Origin of the sequence: Bradyrhizobium sp. CCBAU 53421 (genome assembly GCF_015291625.1) — a bacterium.
Taxonomy (GTDB): Bacteria; Pseudomonadota; Alphaproteobacteria; order Rhizobiales; family Xanthobacteraceae; genus Bradyrhizobium.
Genome location: NZ_CP030047.1, coordinates 5,879,943 through 5,899,978 on the forward strand (window position 1 = coordinate 5,879,943; position 20,036 = coordinate 5,899,978).

Sequence of the window (20,036 nt, forward strand, 5' to 3'; positions counted from 1 at the left end):
AACGTCTCACCTGCCGGCGGCAATCCGCCTGTCAAGATCTTCAAGGCGTCGTTCCAGTACGGCGCATTGAGCGTCGCATGCTGCCATCCCGGCAGTTGCGTTTTTCAGGCGCGAGCGTGCTTCATCAAGCGCCTCGGCGAGCGCATGCGAGGCGCCTGTCGTGGCAATCTCACGCTCAATCTCCTGAATCTCGAACTCCGCCCCACCGCCAAGCTGAAGGTTCAGAAGATTGCGCGATTGAACGGCCGATATCTCCTGAACGACGGCCAATCGTTCCTTCAGCACTTCGATCAGGATCGGAGGATCGTCGCTCATGCGTCCGCCTCGATCTGAGTCAGGATCCGCTGCAGGCCTCCGACACCGGATACAAAGCGTTGCTGCGCGTCATTGATGTGAGATTGCAGGGAGTCCCACAGATCGACCCTTAGCAACCGCGCCGGATCGCCGGCCATCGTCTCGATGGCCTGAAGGCCGAACTGGTGCCGTAAGCCGATTCCCTTCAAGACGAATTCCGAAAGCTCGCGTGCATGCGTTTCGACGAAGGGACGCAATAACGGATGCGCGCCGTAACTGATGTCGCGCTTTGCAAGTTCGACCTCGATGAACGCGATGAAATGCCTAACCAGCAGATTCTGGCTTTCGCCGAGCAGTTGCACCACGAAAGTGACGTCGCGGTCTGCGCGCGCAAGGATCTGCGATGCGATTGCCGCAGCCCTGGTCGTCCCCTCCCCGCCGCTCTGCTCTTCCCAGATAGCCGCCATGCCTCATCCCGCCTTCAGGTCCGGGAACGGTATTGGTGCAATTTTCGATACAGTGTGGCGCGCGAAAGCCCGAGCTTCTCGGCAGCGGCGGCAATGTTACCACCAGCATTCGCGACCGCCCTCTCGATGGCACGCCGTTCCACTTCGTCGAAACGCGCAATCTCGTCGCCTTCCGATCCCGTTGCGCTATGCGCCGCCTGCACGGACACCGAGGAAGGTTCAGCCGACGCCGCTTCCGCGAAATCCTCCGGCAAATCTCTGGGAGCGACGATGCCGGTGATCGTCATCAGCACGAGGTTCTCGACCAGATTGCGCAGTTCGCGAACATTCCCCGGCCAGCTATAGCGCCGCAGCAACTCCATCGTCGTTGCCTCGAAATGTAGCGGTTGGGTGCTGTAGGTCTCGGCAAATTGCCTGTTGAAATGATCGATCAAAATATCGATATCGCCCAGCCGCTCACGAAGTGGCGGGATGGTGAACTTGACGACACCGATCCGGAAGTACAGGTCCTTGCGAAAACGTCCCTCCGCCACTTCCTGCTTCAGATTCCGATTGGTCGACGCTACGAGTCGGACGTCCACAGGTCGCGCCTTGCTGTCACCAAGCCTGTACACCGCGCGCTCCTCCAGCACACGGAGCAGGTAAGGCTGCAAGTCCATCGGCATCTCGCCGATCTCGTCAAGGCTGAGCACGCCGCCATTGGCGAACTCAAACCGCCCGGGCCTGCCCTCGCGCGTAGCGCCGGTATAAGCGCCCGGCGCATGCCCGAACAATTCGCCGCCGAGAAGCTCCTTGGAGACTGCACCGCAATTGAAGGCAATGAACGGCTCCTTGCCCGTATTCTGACTTGCGGCGTGAACCAGACGGGCGAAGAGTTCCTTGCCGACGCCAGTCTCACCCTCGAGCAGGATTGCCGTTCGTCCAAGTGCCGCCCGCTCAATCTTTTCGATCGTTTGCACCAACGCGTCACTGCATCCAACGATCGCTTCCTTGGCCGAGACAAGTGCGGCGCGGGCTGCTGGCGACATCTGGGACCGGGCAAGACTGGCGCGTGGCTTCGCCACGAGCACAAGCATCGCCCCCTTCACCACGCCGTCGACCACCAACGGCTCGATCCGCTGCTCGCGCAGTTCCTCGGGCAGCCCTTTGGCGAGGTCTCTCGCCAGAAAGCCCTCGTCACTTGGGAGAAGCCGCTGGCCGATGCTCAAGTCGTGCGACTGCGCAATCCGGTGCCAGCGCACGGATGCCATGTCGTTGTGGTGAATGACGCGGCCGAACCGGTCGAGAATGACGACCCCGTCAGCACTGTTCATTCCCGGCATTCGGGAAATGCTCGCCTCGAGAAGCCGCATTCTCTCGATGCGGACCTTTTCCGAGAGCGCCAGTTCGATGTGATGGGCCGCGACCACCGCCAAGGCCACATTGTGCCGGTGAAAGATTGCCTGAGGTCCGGAAAAGTCTACGATGCCGATGATGCTGCCGTCTATCGGACTACGAATGGGGCTACCGACACAAGTCCATGCCTTGATACCCTCGGAGAAATGCTCGGCCGCATGGACATGAACCGGCTTTCCCGTGACCAGCGCCGTGCCAATGCCATTGGTGCCGGTGACCGCTTCACCCCAGGCCGCGCCGGCTTCCAGGCGAATATCGTGCCCTGCGTCAATGGTCCGCCGATCGCCCCCGACCTCCAGCACGACGCCGTTCCTGTCGGTGATGACGACCATCGTCGCGGCATCACCAAGCACCTCGGCAATGCGGCGGAAGGTCTCGGCGCTCGAACCAAGCAGGTCATCGTTCTTCAAACGCAGTTCATAGAGATCGTCCGGCGAGGCGAGGAGATTACTGCCCTTACCACGAGCATCGACCCCGGACTTGACACTGCGTTGCCATGACTCTTCGATGAGGCCGCGCACCGGAGCGTTTTCGCGCCTCAGGTCTCCGAAGGTCAGGAAATTTTCCCATGCCTTGTTGGTTTCGCCCTCATCGTATGGCCGCCCCTGCTCCGCGTCCGAAGGTTTGTAGCCTTCCAGGGAAAACGGCGGCTTGGCCATGAGCGTTTCCGTCAGCATTGGAGCACCATACGTCCGTTGGCAAACAGCAACCCGATCGGCAAACACGAACTGAGCCGGATCCCAGCAGGGCCGTTCTCCCTGCAGGCTCCGCTCACGCAGATCATTCGACGCTTCTGGCGATCGCGTCCAGGCCGAGGCGGCCTGAGATGATCTGTTCCAAGTGGGCTTCCGACGTCTCGTCGGGCACACTCACTCCCTCAAGGTCGGCCAGGACCTTGTGCAATTCGTCGTCCAGCGGCTCGAAGATCCCGTTCTCCCGTGTCGCCAGAGCGAAGTATCGCGATTGGCCGTTGCCGCGCAGTTCGCCGACAAAATCGAGCTGCCGCCCCGATGCGAGATCGGCGATCACGACGCGACCGTTATGGCTGATCCGCACATAAGGCTCGACCTCTTTTGGGCGAGCCGGCGGCGTGGACCAGAGCTTGCCCGACGGCTGGGGCTGCGGAGGCGGCGTCGGGTTGCGCAATTGCTGCCAACGCCCGAGTGTCAGATGATTGGCGAGCGCGTTGATCGTCGTGCGGTTCTTCTGAAGGAAGTCTTTGGCCGCCACCTCTTCCCGGTGCGGACCGTCGCGCTTGGAGATGATGTAGACCATGTGCCTTTTCCTCCCGCCCGGCTGATCGGATGAGCCTGGAGGCTTGTTACACTGCCTCCTTCGGCTCATGCCGGGACTTTCAAGATTGTAACTCGTTCCGGATCGTTGTCACGGTGCAATCAATCACGCGATCGCGAACGTCACGCCGTCGCCACCATCTGGCGCGTCACCCCCGCCTTGAAGACGTAACCGGACAGTGCGGCCCCCAGGCACGGCGCCACAAAATAGAGCCACACCTGTGACAGCGCATCGGAGCCAGCAAACAATGCGGGCCCCAGCGAGCGCGCCGGATTGACCGATGAGCCCGACACGGCAATGCCGGCGAGATGGATCGCGACCAACGTCAGACCGATCACCAACCCGGCATAAGCAGACGCCGCTCCGTTTTGCGTCGCACCAAGGATCACCGTCAGAAACAGGAACGTTGCCGACGCTTCGAACACGAACGCGGACAGAACACCGTACTGGCCCCAGCCATTCTGGCCAAAGCCGTTCGCCGCGACGTCGTAGCCTCCGACCTTGCCTTCGGCGATGAGGTACAGCACGGCCGCAGCCGCGATTCCCCCGACGAACTGCGCAACGATATAGCCGGAGAAATCCCGCGGCGACATCCGCCCGGCGACGAGCATCCCGAGGCTGACCGCCGGATTGAGATGAGCACCGGAGATATGTCCGATCGAATAGGCCATTGCCACCACGGACAGGCCGAATGCGAACGCCACGCCCAGCAAGCCGACCTCGGCCCGCATGAAGATCACGGTCGCGCAGCCAAAGAACACCAGCGTGAACGTACCGATGAATTCCGCGACATACTTATGCATAACTCCCCCTCCCTGGTGATGAACTCGATATCGAGATTTCTGTCCGCCTGGTCGCGGCGCACGCCGTCTCCTGAGACGGCTCGGTGGAACGCGGGCCGCGTACGCGTGCCTCAAGCGCGGCCAAGCTTCTCCGCTCCGCCGCCCAATGCCGGCCCCTGTGTCGGATCGATATACTCCGGCACATCGGCAATCAGGGTATTGGTGGTCAGCACCAGCGTGGCGACGGAAGCGGCGTTTCGAAGCGCCGTATAGGTCACCCGGACGGGGTCGACGATGCCGGCCGACACCATGTCGATGAATACGCCGTTGGCGGCATCGAACCCGACGCCCGACCGGGAGCTCTGCAGATCGGCCACGACCTTCTCCGCATCATGGCCGGCATTCCGTGCAATGAAAGCGGCGGGACGCGACAGGGTTTCACGCACCAGCTTGATGCCCTCTCCCAGATCGCCATTGATGTTGCCGAGCGCGCGCGTCACCACCGGCGCGCACTGCGCCAACGCGGTGCCGCCACCGGGCACGATGCCCTCCTCGGCCGCGGCCCGCGCCGCACTGAGCGCATCGTCGATCAACTGGATCGTCCGCTTCTGCTCCACCGGAGTGACGCCGCCTGCCAGGATCACGGCGGTCCCGCCCGACAGCTTCGCCAGCCGCTCCTTGAGCTTGTCCTGTTCGATGTTCGGCGGTGCCAGATCGTGCTGCTTGGCCACCTGCTGGCGCCGCGCCGCGATCGCCGCATCGTCGCCGCCGCCCCGAATGATCACCGTTTCCCGCGCGCTGGCCCGCACCTGCCGTGCGGTGCCGAGATCGTCAAGGCTGGTCTCTTCCAGTCTGCCGCCAAGCTCGCGCGCGATGACCCGGCCACCGGTGATGATGGCGAGATCGTCCATCATTGCCTTGCGCCAATGACCATAATCAGGCGGATTGACCACGAGGATCTTGCCGCGATTGTCATCGCCGAGCAGCGTGACGACCACTTCCGGCGCGATCTCCTCGGCGACGATGACAAGCGGTCGCCCGGTCGCGGCGACCGTCGCACGCACCGCCGCCAGCTCGGCCGGCGTTTTGATCTTCAAGTCGGTCAGGAGGATGTAGGGCTGATCGAGCACCACCTCCATCTTTTCGACATCCGTCACCATGTGATGGGAGATGTAACCGCGATCGAACGACATGCCTTCGACGACTTCGAGCGTCGTACTGGTCGTCAGCCCGTAGTCGGAGCTGATGATGCCATCCTTTCCGACGCGCTGGACTGCCTCCGCAATCAGTCCGCCCAGATGGGCGTCGGTTGACGCAATCGTGGCCACCGCCTCCAGCGTCTTGCGGTCCGAAACCGCAATTGCCGAGCTCTTCAGGGTTTCGACGACAACCTCGACGGCCCGGTCGATCCCTTTGCAGAGATCGACGGCCTTGGCGCCGCGCTCCAGTGCTGCGACGCCTCCCTGGATGAGGCCATTTGCAAGCACCATGGCGGTGGTCGTGCCGTCGCCGGCGACCTCGTTGGTCTGCATCGAGACCTCGCGCACCACCTGCGCACCCATGTTCTCGAAGCGATCAGGCAGCTCGATCTCAGAGGCAATGGTGACGCCATCGCGGGAGACGATGGGCGTGCCGATCGGCCTGTCGACCATCGCGTTCATGCCCTTGGGACCGAGGGTCGATTCGACCGCTGCTGCAAGCTTCTGGACCCCGCGCGCGAGAGCACGGCGGGCTTCGGTATGATGTAGTAATACTTTCGGCATTGGCTTCACTCCCAGGCGGTCGGATCTTGTTGTCTGATTGGGCGGACTTGCTGACCGCTCCGGTTCTTGGCGCTTCCGGGCAGCGCGCTAAGCGCGCTCCCACGCTTCTAGCTTCTCAAGGGTCAGGGGCTGCCGGACGGAGCAGCACATCGGCTGCCGCAGCCCCCGCACGGTGACGGCGTCGGTCCAGGCTTGCCGTCGTCGAATTCGCGATTGCGGACGGCAAGCAGGCCTCTGCACAATGAGCTGTTGAACTCCATATTGATGCGCACTCCCCGCAACCGCTGCAGATAGGACGCCAGTTCGTGCCGTTTGATAGGAGCTCCCTCGTAGGCCACAAACGCACGATCCTCCGGGAGGCAGGCGAGGCCTGCTTCAATCAAAAGCTCGCGATAGCGCGGCTTCTGGCGCGCAACGTCCGGCGAAGCGAACTCGACCTCGTCAAAGCTACGCAGACTCATCCGGCAGATCTCCGGATCCTCATAGCCCAGCCCCCGCAAGGCCAGTATCATGACCTCCTGGCGCCGCTCGAACGCCTTGCGGCGGAACTTATCCCGCAATTCGTCAAGCGAGCCTCCAGGCGCAAACTCCCTGAGTGCATCGGCGAATGACCTGCCTTCGCGGACACCACGGTTGATCTCGTCTGCGACCATATGGTCCCGAAGCCGCGGCCGCGCCTCGCGAACCCACGGCAGCGACGACACCGCCCGACGCATGTCGTCGGCCATGAGGAACGCGAAGTTCGCCGAACACCAGTAGGTCGGCAACCGAAACACGATATCGACATCGCCATCGTCATGGACGGTAACATACTCGACGAATCCGAGATCGGTCACCGACTCGTCGAGTTCGGGGTCTGTGACCAACGCGAGGCGCTGCCACACCTCGCTGGTCCTTCGGTCATGCTTCAAGAGCGGCGCATTCATGTGATGTCATCCCGCCGCGGTCGCGTAAGCACCCTTGGCGAGCTTTGCCTTCTGCGCCTCGACATCCACGCCATAGAGGCGCGCGGCGTTGAGACCGAGGATCTTCTTCTTGGCTTGCGGCGTCAGATCGACACCGTGCTCCTGCTTCAGATCCTCCGGCAGCTCGAAGTTCCAGAACTTCTCGACCAGCCAGCGGGGCGTCCAGATGGCGTAGTCGCTGCCGAACAGAATCTTGTCCTCGCCGACCCAGAACAGCAATTCGCTGATCACTTCGGCGAAATACCGTGGACGTCCGTGAATGAACGGAAGCGCGACCGCCAGGCCGCCATAGACGTTGGTCTCCTGGACGGCAATCCAGCAGAAGTCGTCCAGCCGGGGCAGCCCGCAATGCTCGATGATGAAGTTCAGGCCCTGGAAGTCGGTCGCCGCGTGATCGACGTCGTGAACATCGAACGCATCCTTGTCCAGCGGGATGATGGTCGGCCCCTTGTGGACGTGGATGTTGGTGATACCGAGCTTCTGGCAAAGCTCGAAGCAACGATAAGCGTTCGGATCGGTGAGCTTCCAGCCCCGCGACTCGCCCTTCCATTCGGCGGTGTATAGCTTGACGCCCTTGATGCCGAACGTTTCCTTCATGTAGTGAATATATTCCAGTGCCCGCTCGCCATCACGCGGATCAAACGCGCCGTTGACGATGAAGCGGTCCTTGTGCTTCTTCGCCATCTCGGCGTTGCGGTCGATGGTATTGAAGCCGTTCTTGTAGAATTCCGTGAGATAGGTCGATTGCACGATGGCCATGTCGTCCGGGCCGTCGACGAACAGATCGCGGTACATCTGCTCCGCGCTGTATTTCTCGAATTGCTCCTTGGGCCAGAGCTTGTCCTTTGGACTGAGCGAGCTGTGGTAGGCGTAGAAGCAATCAATGAACTGCTTGCCGTGAATGTTGAGTTGGTTCGCCGGACTGCCGTCCCAGAAGTGGGTGTGACCGTCGATGACGAAGATTTCCTCGCCCGTGGGAGTTATGAACATGATGGTCTCCAGGAATTTGATAAGCTCTGTTCGATCAATCCACGCGTCGTAGCTGCGCGAACACTTTGGAAGCAGCGGGGCCACACCGTTGAGGATGCGGCCCCCAGTCAGGGAGCTTCACTCAATGTATTCGAAGACCTCATCCATGTTTCCGAACAGTGTCACCGTGTTGTCGTCGATGCGCACCATCCGGCCGTAATGGGTCGAGGTATTCACTTCGAATATCTCGGCCGTCATGTCCTTTCCGAGGATGTCGCTGATCTCGTCCATCTTGAAGATCAGCTTGCCCTCGCCGTCGATGCGGATCAGGGCCGGCTGGTAGGTCACGGTCACGTTCGGCTTCTTGCCCATGAATTCAGCGATGGCGCGCGCCTCGACGCTGTCGTTCATGGTGACGCCGCACTGATGGGAAATCGTCTGTTCGAAACGGAGATCTCCCATCTTCTGGAAGATGTTCTGGTTGGTCGCACTTCGTGAAGCAACGGACATTGCAATTTACTCCTTGGGAAGGACGAGACCGAGCTCGCCGAGAATCTTCTTGATGCGCTCGACCGACTGCGCGCGGACGTCGGCGTACTGCACCGGTTTCGAATGTGGCTGCGACCAGATCGGCTGCAGTCCGGCGGCCGCCTTGCTGGCCAGCGCCACGTGCTTGTTCACCCAGCCCTGGAACAGCTTCTTGTTATACGCGGCATGCTGATTGTCGGTCACCAGCAGATGCATCAGGTCGATCGTGTTCGCGAGATTGCGCTCATAGTCGGCCTCGGCCGCCGAAATGACCGCCGGCGTGATGAAATCGCCGTTCGGCGAGCCGACCTGCATCAGGAAGCCGCTGCGGAACAGCTCGCCGACCAGTGGCTCGAACACGATGTTGGTGGCGAAGTACTGCTCCAGATAGTCGGCCGACCCCATGATCGATTCGATCGATTCGCGGGTGCCCTGCCAGCCCTTGTCCTCCAGCCATGCCCGCTTGCCCGCGGCGTCGTCGAAGCCCGGAATGTCCATTCCGATCTCGGCGAGATAGAGCGTGATGTCCTGGGCCAGACGAAGCTTGTAGGACGAGTTCGTCAGGGTCGCGTTGTTGATCATCTGGGTGTAGCCGTAGCGCTGAGCCTGCATCAGCGACGTGCCGAGCCCGAACTCGGCATGTTTCCACGCGCCGAGATGGTTTTGCAGGATCTTGACCCAGGCCTTGTCGAAGCCCTTCGGCGCGCCGGACTTGCGGCCGTTGGCGATCACCGATTGGACCATGGTCTCGATCTTGGATTGGCGCTGGTAGTGGGTGCGCTCCCACTCCTGGTCGGGCGCACGGAAGGCGTGCCAATTCGAGCTCAGCGCGGCCGTGTTGTCCTTGGTGTAGGCGCCTTTCCCGTTGGGGAAGGAGATGATCCAGTCCTGCAGCAGGTAGCGCTCCGGGTCCGGCTGAACATCTACGGTCACATCCTCATAGTGCGTCGCCCGCTTGCTGCGGGGCTCGAAATACCGGTACTTGCGGCTGTCCGAATCCGGAAACACCGCAGCGCCTGCTGCACCGGATTTCGCTGGAACACTTTGAACGGCAGTCATGGTCGTCTTCCTCCTCCCTTGGTGGGCTCTACAAAAGGCACGGTCGCGATTTGAAACTCTCAGCTGGTGGCTGGTGTGAACTTGTCGAAGAAGATGCGATCCGACTCGACGTCGTTCATCTGCAGCACCGGCACCAGCGCCTCGATCATCGGCGACGGTCCGCACGCATAGACATCGACGTCTTCGCCATATCCCGCGCTGCGAAGGTGCGCTCCGACGGCCTCGTGCACGAAGCCCTTTGCCCCACCCCAGGACGTATCGTCGGCCGCATGCGAGAGTACCGGGACGAAGCTGAACTCCGGATGCCTGGCGGCGAGTTCTGCGAAGCGATCGAGATAGAAGAGATCGTTGCGCGTCCGCGCTCCATAGAAGAAGTGCACCGGCCGTGCTTCGCCGGACTCGATGTGATCGTGCAGGATCGACCACAGCGGCGACATTCCCGATCCGCCGCCGACCAGGACTATGGCTCCGGCCCGGTTTTCTCGCCGGAAGCAGGTCCCGTAGGGTCCGCGGAGTCCGACCGAGGTTCCGACGGCGAGCTCTCCGTCGAGCCGGGAGGAGAAGCGTCCGTTCGGATACTTTTTGATGATGAATGCGAGCTTTTCGCCCTCGATCGGCGAATTTGCCATGGAAAACGAGCGCGTAATCGTCTCTGCCCCCGGAAGCGTGATGTCGACATATTGACCCGCCCAGAACTTCAGAGGTTGCGCGAGCGATATCTCGAGGAGCCGGATGTCGTGGGTCAGCGCGGAGACGCTCGTGACTGTGCCCGTGAAGTCCCTGACCGGGATCGATTTCGACAGCACCTCCTCGTCATAGTTGAGGAGCTCCACTTCGAGATCCGAATAGGCCAGAGTCCGGCACAGCAGGATGTAGTCCTGACCTCGCTCCATCTCGTTGAGGGCGAACGTCGAATATTTCTTGAGCTCTACTTCGCCTCCGGTAAGGACGCATTTGCACGCCGAGCACTGTCCCTCCTTGCAACCATGCGGCAGTGCGATGCCTTGGCGGAAGGCGGCGTCAAGAACGGTCTCGTTCTCCTCGACCTCGAATTCTATGCCTACCGGTTGCAGGCGAACGACATTAGCGGGCGTGCCCATAGGGCCTCCTCAAACCAAGGCTTGCGTATCTTCCGGAGATTGATCGGGAGGGAGCCGGCCGGAGCCGGCCCCTCCGTCACGGTTAGTTGCAGGGATTGATGGTGAATCCCTTGCGATACTCAGCGAGGTGCTTCTCCCGGTCGGCCGGGCTCATCTCCCGCAGCGTGAGCAGCGGGCTCTTCAGGATGTGGCCGCGGACGTCGTTGAGCGTCCACATTTCCTTCTCGTCGAAGCGCAGGTGCGGCTGGGCGACCAGGGTCTTGCCATCTGTGCGCACGAAGCCGAGATCCTTGATGGCGTCGGCGATATCCACGTTGTGGTAGACGCTTTCCCATTCGCGACGGCCGCTGAACCGTCCCATCGCCGGGGTCGGACGCCCCTGGTATTCGCCGGCGAACGCTTCGACGGCCGTCCACCGGTCGAGCTCATGGGCGAACGTGTAGAGCTTGCCGTCGATCTCGCCCGTGACCATGTCCTCGCGGATCAGGCAGGGCACCAGGCACGACCAGCAACGATGCGGATAGACGTAGCCGACATCGCTGTTGAAGAGGATGTTGGTCTGGCCGCGATGCGACAGCTTCTCGTACCATTTCCAGAAGTCGCCGAACTGCGCATACCAGCCGGGATACTTGTGCTCGAACCACTCGAAGTCCTTGTCGGTCTGGGCCTCGATGCGCCAGAAGTTGGCCGACCAGCCAACCGCGAAGAACTGCGCGACCTTGTGGACGTAGTGCTTCTCGGTCAGTCGCTTCCAGGCAGTCTGGACGTCGTCATGATGGATCTTGATGCCGTACTTCTCGAGCGGCAGCATGTAGGTGCGATAATAATCCTCGAAGATCCAGCGGTGCCACATCTCCGCATAGGACTCCTTGGTCTTGTCGCGGTTCGTGGTGCCGTATTCAATGAAGGTTCCGATCGCCGCGTCGACGATTGCGTGGTTCTGCCAGAATGCATAGCGCATGTCGCGCTCCAGCAGCAGGTGGTTCTCCGGCTCCTTCAGCATCGACATCAGCATCGAGTGGCCGTTGCCGATGTGCCGGCTCTCATCCGACTGAACTGACAGGAACACCGTCGGCAATGCATAGTCACCGTTGCGCGCGGCTTCCGACGGCATGGCGACGAACAACGTGTTGGTGAACGCGGTTTCGGCGACCACGGTCAGATACACGTTCGCGGAGGTGATTGCGTCGCCGGTGATGAAGCCTTCACCGAACTGCCTGCCGATCGTGGTGGCGTAGCACTTTCCGAATGCCTCCTCCGTGATATCGAAGCCGGCCGGATCGATGTAGTTCTCCATGTACCACTTCTTGAGATTCATCTGGATCGTCGAGTGACGGAACTCGTCGACCATCTGCATCGTGAAGCCGGTGCGAAGATCTTCACCAGGAGCGAGGCGGCCGACCATCGCCATGGATCGCGCGGCCGAAATTTCCGGAAACGGGATGATCGCCAGGAACAGCTTCATCCACTCGACCCAACGCGGCTCGACGTTGCGGAACATGTCGCCGCGCAGCGCAGCGTCGAGCGCACCGTAAACGCGGTTGTCCTTCTCCTCCTGCATCGGAAAGTAGGAGCGGAGGACCTGCTTCATCGGATCCTTCGGCGCCTTCGCGATCTTGTAGTCCGTGGGAAAGGTCATCGCTTCCTGGACGTAGGAAGGGTTCCATCCGAGATCTGCAATCTTCTTTGCAGCGTCACCGACGGATATGCCGCGCTGGGCGGTGATCTTGTTGAGTGTTAAAGTTCCAGACATCTCGTCTTTCCTCCTGATCGGGTCAGAAACCACATCGATATTCCGCCTGCCTGGACCTTCGCGGACCGGGCAGTGCTTACCCGCGCGTTACGGGCCACCTCGCGGCCGCTTGCACGGCCGGACGCTTGATATCGGCAAGGGTCTCGGGAACGACTGTGGTGCACCGCAGCGATGATCAGGAGCGATCTTCCGCGAACCACGGTCCTTCGATCGCAATGTTTCATCCCACCCATGATGCGCCCTCAGCTAAGCGTCCCCTTCCCTCGTTCTTGTCGCGGCTCACCCCAGACGGAGCAGTCGGCGTTGTTGTGATCAGGAGCTTTGCAATGGGCGTGCCAGCGCGTCTGAACCGCTCGCCAGCTCGCTTTCCGAGGTCTCGACGCGGGCATGGCGTCGACGCAGCCGTTACACTGGCGCGGCTTGCTGCTGGAGGCGATGCAGATTGCGACGGAAATTGCAGAATGAGAATTTCGACAGCGCAGAGGGATCGGGGTGAGCAACAGCGTTTGCGCTGCAAAATCGGAAAGCGAGCCCGGAGCACACTGCATGCAGCGACATTGCTGGACCGTCTGTATCTTGGCGCCAAAACACCGCGCCGAAGCGCTTTCCCTACAAACACGCGCGCATTAGCGGGAGGTCTCCGCAGCCGCGGTGCACTTGGTCTGCCCCGCCCTGGAGATCCAGCGGTCGCAATAAACCGCGTAACAGTCATGACCGCAGAACGAAAGACCGGTGCTGAATTCCTTGAGATAGCTTGCGCCGATTGGCTCACAGCAAAGCATGCAGAGGGCTCTCGGGCGCAGCGTCATGCCATTCACCAGAATGAACCTGACGTGGCGCATCTCAATTCGAAGAAACGATGTCACTGGCGATCGCTCCCCAATTCAGCCCGCTCGGAAGCAACGACGAATCTGCAATCGGCGCCCGGCGCTTCTTTGAAGCAGTCAATGCGTGCTTCGCCGATGCCCGCGCATCGTTCGAGCAACGGCCGTGCCAGATCGCCTGGAACCTCAGACCACCGCTTGAACGAGGTGATCACCGGCGATCCTGGATGACCGGGCCCCTCGACTTGCGATCGTCCGCGACGCAAATTGCGACAAAGACGCAAATTGAGACTCGCGACGAACGGCCTTGATGTTCGTCATCTTCGGCGTTTGCAATGCAACATGAGCGGTCTGTTTACTGACCGCTTCCGGCTGATCTGCAAATGCGCCGTCTCAGGTTGACGGGTCGTGAAATCCACCACGAGCAGATGCTCGCGGTGGACCAATTTCGGGATCAGGGAATCAAAACCGCACGTCCATGAATCTTGCCGGCATTGAGATCATGCAAGGCCTTGTTTGCGTCCGCGAGACGGTACTCGGCGGTCGCCAGTTCAACCAGACCGCGGTCTGCGAGCGCCATCAACTCCGTCAACTCGGCCCAAGTGCCGACGAGATTGCCGATGATGTTCTTCTCGGTAATCACCATGTCGACGGTCGGGATGCGGATGTCCTCACCGTAGCCGACAACGTAGTAGCTGCCCATCGAACGGGTCATCGCCAGCCCCTTGGACGTCGTGCCCTTCTCGCCTACGAAATCGATGACCGCTTCCGCGCCGTTTCCGGCAGTCAGAGCCAGAACGGCAGCCACTTCGTCGCCGTCGGCCTTCACCAGGTGGTCCGCGCCTGACTTTTCGGCCAACTTCAGCGACGCGTCGGACTTGTCGACCACAACAATATCGGCGGCGCACATTGCTTTGAGGCACTGGATCGCGATGTGGCCTAATCCGCCCGCGCCGATAACGACGCAGAATTCGCCCGGCAAAAGATGGCGCGTGGCCTTTTTGACCGCGCGGTAGGCCGTGAGGCCCGCATCCGCGTAAGGCGCCACCTCCTTGGGTGCAAGCGTCCGCGGCAGAGGCACGATATTCCGTTCCGACGTGCAGAGGAATTCTGCATAACCGCCGTTGCAATCCAGACCAGGAAATGTGCCGGGACCATGCATGTCGAAGCCGCGCCGACAGGCCAGACACGTCCCTCCCGTGATCTTCGGATGAACGATGACGGGATCTCCCTTTTTCAGTCCCTCGACTTCCTTGCCGACCTCCTCGATCCAGCCGGCATTTTCGTGTCCCATGATGATCGGAAGAAGCTTGTCGCCGGACGGATCCATGTGCGGCTTCCAGACTCCTTCGATGATATGCAGATCAGTTCTGCATACGCCCGCACCGCCGATTCGGACGATAACGTCAGTTGACTTCGTCAGCCTGGGATCAGGTACGTTTTCTTCGACGACCCAGCGGTCGTTGGACAGCTTCTCGTCATACGCTCTCAATACTTGGGCTCTCATGTTCTCCTCCGTCTGCCCAGCGAACCTTCCGTTCGCCGTCGCGGAGCCGCCTCAGCATTTTTCGTGCCAGCAAAATTGCTATGGCAGCGCGATGCAAGATGCGGGGAACTGTCGCGAAACTTGCCCCGATTGCCCACCGACTGAAGAGAAGAACTTTCGCGTCGAGGGCCTGCGGTTTGCCTCAATGCCGCCCTCGCTGCCGTGCACCGGCTCTCCGTGTGCGGCGAGCATGGCCAGCTTCCACGTCTGCGAGATCCGGCTTCTTGCAGCTCAAGTCTCCAAGTGATCCAGAGCTTCACGAACCCGGCATCACCGTAGAGACGACCAAACACACCTTCCCTCTATCGATTTTTCTTGATCTCCCGATGCACACGTCGCGCACATGCGGCCATCCAACCAGTTGAAAAACTGAACTCTCGCTCCAGTCCATCATATGCAAGTTTGAGCTAGCTCCAGCTATCGAGATCTAACGAGATTGCTTCTTGCCGATCGGAATGCAGCGCTTCGACGCTCCGGGGGAACGGGCTGTCCCTGACGACCCATTTTGTGTTATCTCCCACTGCACTCGACCTCTTTGGGAGGATTGCCATGAGAGCCTTCCTGCTCGCCTGCGTGGCCGCCGTCGCCGTGGCGGGAATAGGCGCCGCGGTCCTTGACCGCGTGCAGGAGCCGGTCGCAGAGGCCTTTGCAACGACGGGCGTGCGGCTTTAGCGATCTCGCCTCCTGGGGCGTTGCTCCTACTCCGCTGCCGTGGCGGCCGGCTTCGAGCGCCCATCATTGGCCGCGGCGCGCGCCTCCTCGTCCTCCAGCCACAGGCTGTGGTGCTCCTTCGCCCAATTAACGTCCACGGTGCCGCTGCCCATCGCCTCGAAGGCGCCTTGCATGCCGATGGTGCCGATGTAGATGTGGGCCAGCATCACCGCGACGAACAGCACCGCCACGATCGAGTGGACGACCTGGGCGATTTGCATTCCTTCGATGCCGGACAGGTAGAACGGGAACATCAGCTCATATCCGGTGATCGCAACCGCGCCGCCGCCGATGACGACGATCCAGTAGACCGCCTTCTGGCCGGCGTTGAAGCGATAGGCCGGCGGATGATCGTGACCCACGATGCCGCCGCCACGCTTGATCCACTCCACATCGGCCTTGTTCGGGATATTGCCGCCAAGCCACATCAGGAAGATCAACACCACTCCGACGGTAAACGGGAAGCTCAGATAGTTATGCGCGTATTTCGCCCATTGCGACCATTCGGAGAATGCTTCGTGGCCGATCAGCGGCAACAGCAGCGGACGGCCGAAGGTGATGTTCAGTCCGGAGATTGCCAGGATGATGAAGCAGGTCGCCGTCATCCAGTGCACGAAGCGCTCGAAGGCGCCAAAGCGCACGATCGTGCGTCCCGACCTCCCGTCCTGGAGCCGAACCATGCCGCGGGTGAGATAGAAGGCGACGAGCGTCACGAGCATGCCGAGGATGGCAATTCCGCCGACCCAGCGCAGGGTGACGTTGCGGAATTCCCGCCACTCGCGACCCGCCGGCTGCTCCAGCACGCCTGACCGCTGATCCGGAATGCTGACGCGTCCCTGGATCCGGTCGAGCTCCTGCAGAAGCTGTTGCTCCTTCACCGCGCTGGCAGTCGGGTTGACCTGCTGGGCCGTGGACGGCTCCGATGCAGTGATCATCAAAGCGAGCGCCCATGCGCCGAGGGCGAGACGGACGTACTTTGCAAGAGACGCCATGAGCTCCTCCGGTATTTGCGCGAACCCGCCTTCAGGATTCGATCGTCTCGCGATAGGCGGTCTTCCAGCCCCAGGCGCCTGAGCCGTAGCCGCGCTTCATCACACGTTCCTTGTAGATCTGGGCAATGATCTCGCCATCGCCGGCGAGCAGCGATTTGGTGGAGCACATCTCGGCGCAGAGCGGCAATTTGCCCTCGGCGAGGCGATTGGCGCCGTACTTCTCGTACTCCTCCTTGCTGCCATCGGCCTCGGGGCCGCCGGCGCAGAACGTGCACTTGTCCATTTTTCCGCGGGAGCCGAAATTGCCGATCTTCGGGTATTGCGGCGCGCCGAATGGACACGCGTAAAAGCAGTAGCCGCAGCCAATGCACAGATCCTTGGAATGAAGTACGACGCCATCGGCGGTGGTGTAGAAGCAGTTCACCGGGCAGACCGCCGCGCAGGGTGCGTCGGTGCAGTGCATGCAGGCCATGGAGATCGATCGCTCGCCGGGCTTGCCGTCGTTGATGGTGACGACGCGGCGCCGGTTGATGCCCCAGGGCACCTCGTGCTCGTTCTTGCAGGCGGTGACGCAGGCATTGCACTCGATGCAGCGGTCGGCGTCGCAGAGGAATTTCATCCGAGCCATGTGCGTTGCTCCTCTAGGCTGCGACGATCTGGCAAAGGGTGACCTTGGTCTCCTGCATATTGGTTGCAGGATCATAGCCGTAGGTCGTGATCGTATTGGCGCTTTCGCCAAGCACGATCGGATCGGTCCCCTTTGGGTAATTGCCGCGAAGGTCCTTGCCTGCGAGCCAGCCGCCGAAGTGGAAGGGCATCCAGGCAACGCCCTTGCCGACCCGTTCGGTCACCAGCGCCTTCATTCTGGCACGCGAGTTGTTTTCAGCGCCGCTGACCCAGACCCAGCCGCCATCCTTGATGCCGCGATCGGCGGCATCGGCGGGGCTGATCTCGATGAACATGTCCTGCTGGAGTTCGGCGAGCCAGGGATTGGTTCGCGTCTCTTCGCCGCCGCCCTCATACTCGACCAGGCGGCCCGAGGAGAGGATGAGCGGGAATTGCTTGGCGATCCCTTTCTCCACCGCGGCCTTCTGCACGGAGAACCCGATGTTGGGCATACGGAACTGCTTGGCGTCCGGCAGCGTCGGATATTTCGCGACCAGATCGACGCGCGGCGTGTAGATCGGCTCGCGGTGAACCGGAATGGGGTCCGGCAGACCGAACGCGTTCATGCGCGCCTTGCCGTTGCCGTAAGGCACGCAGCCATGCATCAGCGCGACGCGCTGAATGCCGCCCGACAGGTCGAGCGACCACGACACCGCGTCGGGAGTCGCCGGATTGATCCTGTTGATCGTGGCCATCTCAGCTTCCGTCAAATCCTTGTCCCAGCCGAGCTTCTTCAGGCTCGCCAGCGTGAATTCCGGATAGCCGTCCTTGATCTCCGAATCCTTCGAATAGGAACCGTCGGCGAGCAGGCTGACCTTCCGCGTCGTGCCGTCGGCCAACTTCTCCTCGCGTTCGATGCCAAAGCGCGGCCGGAACGTGCCGCCGCCGTCCATCACGCCGAGATTTGTATTGTAGAGCAGCGGTGTGCCCGGATGCCGGACCTCCGGCGAGCCCCAGCACGGCCAGGGCAGGCCGTAATAATCGCCGCCGACTTCCGGATCATCCTTCGGCGCCCGCATCGTCAGCATGTCGAACTTCGCCTGGTTCTTCATATGCGCCTTGAGTCGCTCGGGCGACTGCCCGCAATAGCCGGTCGACCAGCTGCCGCGATTCATTTCGCGCAGGATGTCCTCGGCCTCGGGCAGATTATTCTCGACCTTGATGTTCTTGAACATCTTGTCGGCAAAGCCGAACTTCTTTGCCAGCAGATAGGTGATCTCGAGGTCGTCCTTGGATTCGAAGATCGGCTTCACGATCTGCTCGCCCCACTGCAGCGAGCGGTTCGAGGCGACACGGGATCCCTTGCACTCGAATTGGGTGGCGACCGGGAGAATGTAGAGACCGTCCTTGCGTCCGGCCTCCACCGCGAGCGAGGTCCAGGTGGTCGGATGCGGATCAGCGACGACGAGCAGGTCGAGCGCCTTCAGACCCTTCAGGGATTCCGGAATGCGGGTGATGCTGTTAGAGGCGTGCCCCTGCACGAACACCGCCCGCACATTGTCTTTCTGCCCGACCTCGTCTTTCGGCAGCGTCACCGCCTCGAACCAGCGGGTCAGCGGGATGCCGGGCGCTTCCATGATCTGCTTGGAGTCGAAGCGCGACTTCAGGAAGTCATAGTCGACTTCCCAAACGCGCGACCAGTGCTTCCACGCGCCCTCGGCGAGCCCATAGTAGAACGGCAGCGTGACGATATCGAGCCCGACGTCGGTCGCGCCCTGAACGTTGTCATGGCCGCGGAAGATGTTGGCGCCCATGCCCGGTCCGCCGACATTTCCGGTCATCAGGAGCAGGATGCAACTCGCCCGCACATTGGCGGTGCCGACCGTCTTCTGGGTCTGACCCATTGCCCAGATCAGCGTCGACGGCTTTTCGGTCGCGAACATCTTCGCGACACGCTTGAGCTGTTCACCGGGAATGCCGGTCACGCGCTCGACCTCCTCCGGATTCCATTTTTCGACTTCCTTGCGAAGATCGTCGAAACCATAGACGCGCTGCCGAATGAATTCCTTATCCTCCCAGCCGTTCTGCAGGATGTGCCACATCATACCGTAGAGCACCGGAATATCGGTGCCTGGCCGCATGCGGACGTACTCGGTCGCGTGCGCCGCGGTTCGCGTCAGACGCGGGTCGATGACGATGAAGTTGGCCTTCTGAAGTTCCTTGCCCTCAAGCAGATGCTGCAGCGAGACCGGATGCGCCTCGGCCGGATTGCCGCCCATGATCATCTGGGTCTTGGCATTGCGAATGTCGTTGTAGCTGTTGGTCATCGCGCCGTAGCCCCATGTATTGGCCACGCCGGTGACGGTCGTCGAATGGCAGATGCGCGCCTGATGGTCGGTGTTGTTGGTGCCCCAGAACGCGCCAAGCTTGCGGAACAGATAGGATCCCTCGTTGGTCATCTTGGCCGATCCGAGCCAATAGACGGAATCGGGTCCCGACTTCTCGCGGACCTCCAGCAGCTTGTCGCCGATCTCGTTGATCGCGGTCTCCCAGGAGACCCGGGTCCACTGTCCGCCCACGAGCTTCATCGGGTAGCGCAGCCGCCGCTCGCTGTGCACAAGCTCGCGCACCGAGGCGCCCTTGGCACAATGCGATCCGCGATTGATTGGGGAATCCCAGCTCGGCTCCTGGCCGATCCATACGCCGTTCAGCACCTCCGCGGTAACAGTGCATCCAACCGAGCAATGCGTGCAAATGCTCTTGCGCGCCGTCGCTCCCGAGGTGAGCGGCCCCGCGGCGGCAGCTTCCGCCTTGCGGACGCTGCCGATAGGCAGCGTGCTGAGCGCAGCAAGCGCGCCGCCGGCAAGACCGGACCGACGCAGGAAGGTGCGGCGGTCGAGGCCGCCGGTCTGCCCGGACAGGAGGGCCGCGACGGATCCGCGTCGGTCGGCATCGGAACGCGGTGTTCTCCTGATCAGCATGGCCGCCT

General features: G+C 61.5%; 18 protein-coding genes. 1 reads left to right on the top strand and 17 read right to left on the bottom strand.

What is annotated here, in order from left to right:
- Positions 1 to 6: 6 nt before the first annotated feature.
- The 14 genes from XH92_RS28145 to XH92_RS28210 form a co-directional block, all read right to left on the bottom strand.
- Complete coding sequence (locus XH92_RS28145; RefSeq protein WP_194455020.1) at positions 7 to 315, bottom strand: hypothetical protein; 309 nt, start codon at positions 313 to 315, stop codon at positions 7 to 9.
- A complete protein-coding gene (locus XH92_RS28150; protein ID WP_194455021.1) occupies positions 312 to 761 on the bottom strand; it encodes a hypothetical protein in 450 nt (149 codons plus the stop codon). The genes XH92_RS28145 and XH92_RS28150 overlap by 4 nt, the downstream gene beginning before the upstream one ends.
- A gap of 14 nt (positions 762 to 775) precedes the next feature.
- Positions 776 to 2,815, bottom strand: a complete 2,040-nt coding sequence (locus XH92_RS28155; RefSeq protein WP_246787664.1) for a sigma-54-dependent Fis family transcriptional regulator — start codon at positions 2,813 to 2,815, stop codon at positions 776 to 778.
- Between the two features lie 121 nt (positions 2,816 to 2,936).
- Positions 2,937 to 3,431, bottom strand: coding sequence for a hypothetical protein (locus tag XH92_RS28160; protein ID WP_194455023.1), 495 nt, complete (start codon positions 3,429 to 3,431; stop codon positions 2,937 to 2,939).
- A 140-nt stretch (positions 3,432 to 3,571) separates the two neighbouring features.
- The gene (locus tag XH92_RS28165; RefSeq protein WP_194455024.1) at positions 3,572 to 4,252 is read right to left on the bottom strand and encodes an MIP family channel protein; all 681 of its coding nucleotides are present in this window, start codon (positions 4,250 to 4,252) and stop codon (positions 3,572 to 3,574) included.
- Between the two features lie 110 nt (positions 4,253 to 4,362).
- Positions 4,363 to 5,994, bottom strand: coding sequence for a molecular chaperone GroEL (locus XH92_RS28170; RefSeq protein WP_194455025.1), 1,632 nt, complete (start codon positions 5,992 to 5,994; stop codon positions 4,363 to 4,365).
- A gap of 122 nt (positions 5,995 to 6,116) precedes the next feature.
- Complete coding sequence (locus tag XH92_RS28175; protein ID WP_194455026.1) at positions 6,117 to 6,920, bottom strand: metal-sulfur cluster assembly factor; 804 nt, start codon at positions 6,918 to 6,920, stop codon at positions 6,117 to 6,119.
- 6 nt (positions 6,921 to 6,926) lie between these two features.
- The gene (locus tag XH92_RS28180; protein ID WP_194455027.1) at positions 6,927 to 7,949 is read right to left on the bottom strand and encodes an amidohydrolase family protein; all 1,023 of its coding nucleotides are present in this window, start codon (positions 7,947 to 7,949) and stop codon (positions 6,927 to 6,929) included.
- 117 nt (positions 7,950 to 8,066) lie between these two features.
- Complete coding sequence (locus XH92_RS28185) at positions 8,067 to 8,438, bottom strand: MmoB/DmpM family protein (protein ID WP_028345441.1); 372 nt, start codon at positions 8,436 to 8,438, stop codon at positions 8,067 to 8,069.
- 6 nt (positions 8,439 to 8,444) lie between these two features.
- Positions 8,445 to 9,515 carry an aromatic/alkene monooxygenase hydroxylase subunit beta gene (locus XH92_RS28190; protein WP_194455028.1) on the bottom strand — a complete coding sequence of 357 codons (1,071 nt, stop codon included), beginning with the start codon at positions 9,513 to 9,515 and terminating at the stop codon, positions 8,445 to 8,447.
- 59 nt (positions 9,516 to 9,574) lie between these two features.
- Positions 9,575 to 10,615 carry a 2Fe-2S iron-sulfur cluster-binding protein gene (locus tag XH92_RS28195; protein WP_194455029.1) on the bottom strand — a complete coding sequence of 347 codons (1,041 nt, stop codon included), beginning with the start codon at positions 10,613 to 10,615 and terminating at the stop codon, positions 9,575 to 9,577.
- An 82-nt stretch (positions 10,616 to 10,697) separates the two neighbouring features.
- Complete coding sequence (locus tag XH92_RS28200) at positions 10,698 to 12,368, bottom strand: aromatic/alkene/methane monooxygenase hydroxylase/oxygenase subunit alpha (RefSeq protein WP_194455030.1); 1,671 nt, start codon at positions 12,366 to 12,368, stop codon at positions 10,698 to 10,700.
- A gap of 862 nt (positions 12,369 to 13,230) precedes the next feature.
- Positions 13,231 to 13,407, bottom strand: a complete 177-nt coding sequence (locus XH92_RS28205; protein WP_194455031.1) for a hypothetical protein — start codon at positions 13,405 to 13,407, stop codon at positions 13,231 to 13,233.
- Positions 13,408 to 13,646: 239 nt separating this feature from the next.
- Positions 13,647 to 14,699 carry an NAD(P)-dependent alcohol dehydrogenase gene (locus tag XH92_RS28210; RefSeq protein WP_194455032.1) on the bottom strand — a complete coding sequence of 351 codons (1,053 nt, stop codon included), beginning with the start codon at positions 14,697 to 14,699 and terminating at the stop codon, positions 13,647 to 13,649.
- Between the two features lie 588 nt (positions 14,700 to 15,287).
- Here XH92_RS28210 and XH92_RS43675 point away from each other — a divergent pair.
- Positions 15,288 to 15,410, top strand: coding sequence for a hypothetical protein (locus XH92_RS43675; protein WP_256437485.1), 123 nt, complete (start codon positions 15,288 to 15,290; stop codon positions 15,408 to 15,410).
- 26 nt (positions 15,411 to 15,436) lie between these two features.
- On the opposite strand, the gene XH92_RS28215 is transcribed toward XH92_RS43675, so the two are convergent.
- The 3 genes from XH92_RS28215 to XH92_RS28225 are packed head-to-tail and all read right to left on the bottom strand — an operon-like array spanning position 15,437 to position 20,028.
- The gene (locus XH92_RS28215; protein ID WP_194455033.1) at positions 15,437 to 16,441 is read right to left on the bottom strand and encodes a formate dehydrogenase subunit gamma; all 1,005 of its coding nucleotides are present in this window, start codon (positions 16,439 to 16,441) and stop codon (positions 15,437 to 15,439) included.
- Between the two features lie 31 nt (positions 16,442 to 16,472).
- Positions 16,473 to 17,069 (bottom strand): formate dehydrogenase FDH3 subunit beta, encoded by a 597-nt coding sequence (gene fdh3B, locus XH92_RS28220; protein ID WP_166204147.1) that lies wholly within the window; start codon positions 17,067 to 17,069, stop codon positions 16,473 to 16,475.
- A 13-nt stretch (positions 17,070 to 17,082) separates the two neighbouring features.
- Positions 17,083 to 20,028 (bottom strand): formate dehydrogenase subunit alpha, encoded by a 2,946-nt coding sequence (locus XH92_RS28225; RefSeq protein ID WP_194455034.1) that lies wholly within the window; start codon positions 20,026 to 20,028, stop codon positions 17,083 to 17,085.
- Positions 20,029 to 20,036 lie beyond the last annotated feature (8 nt).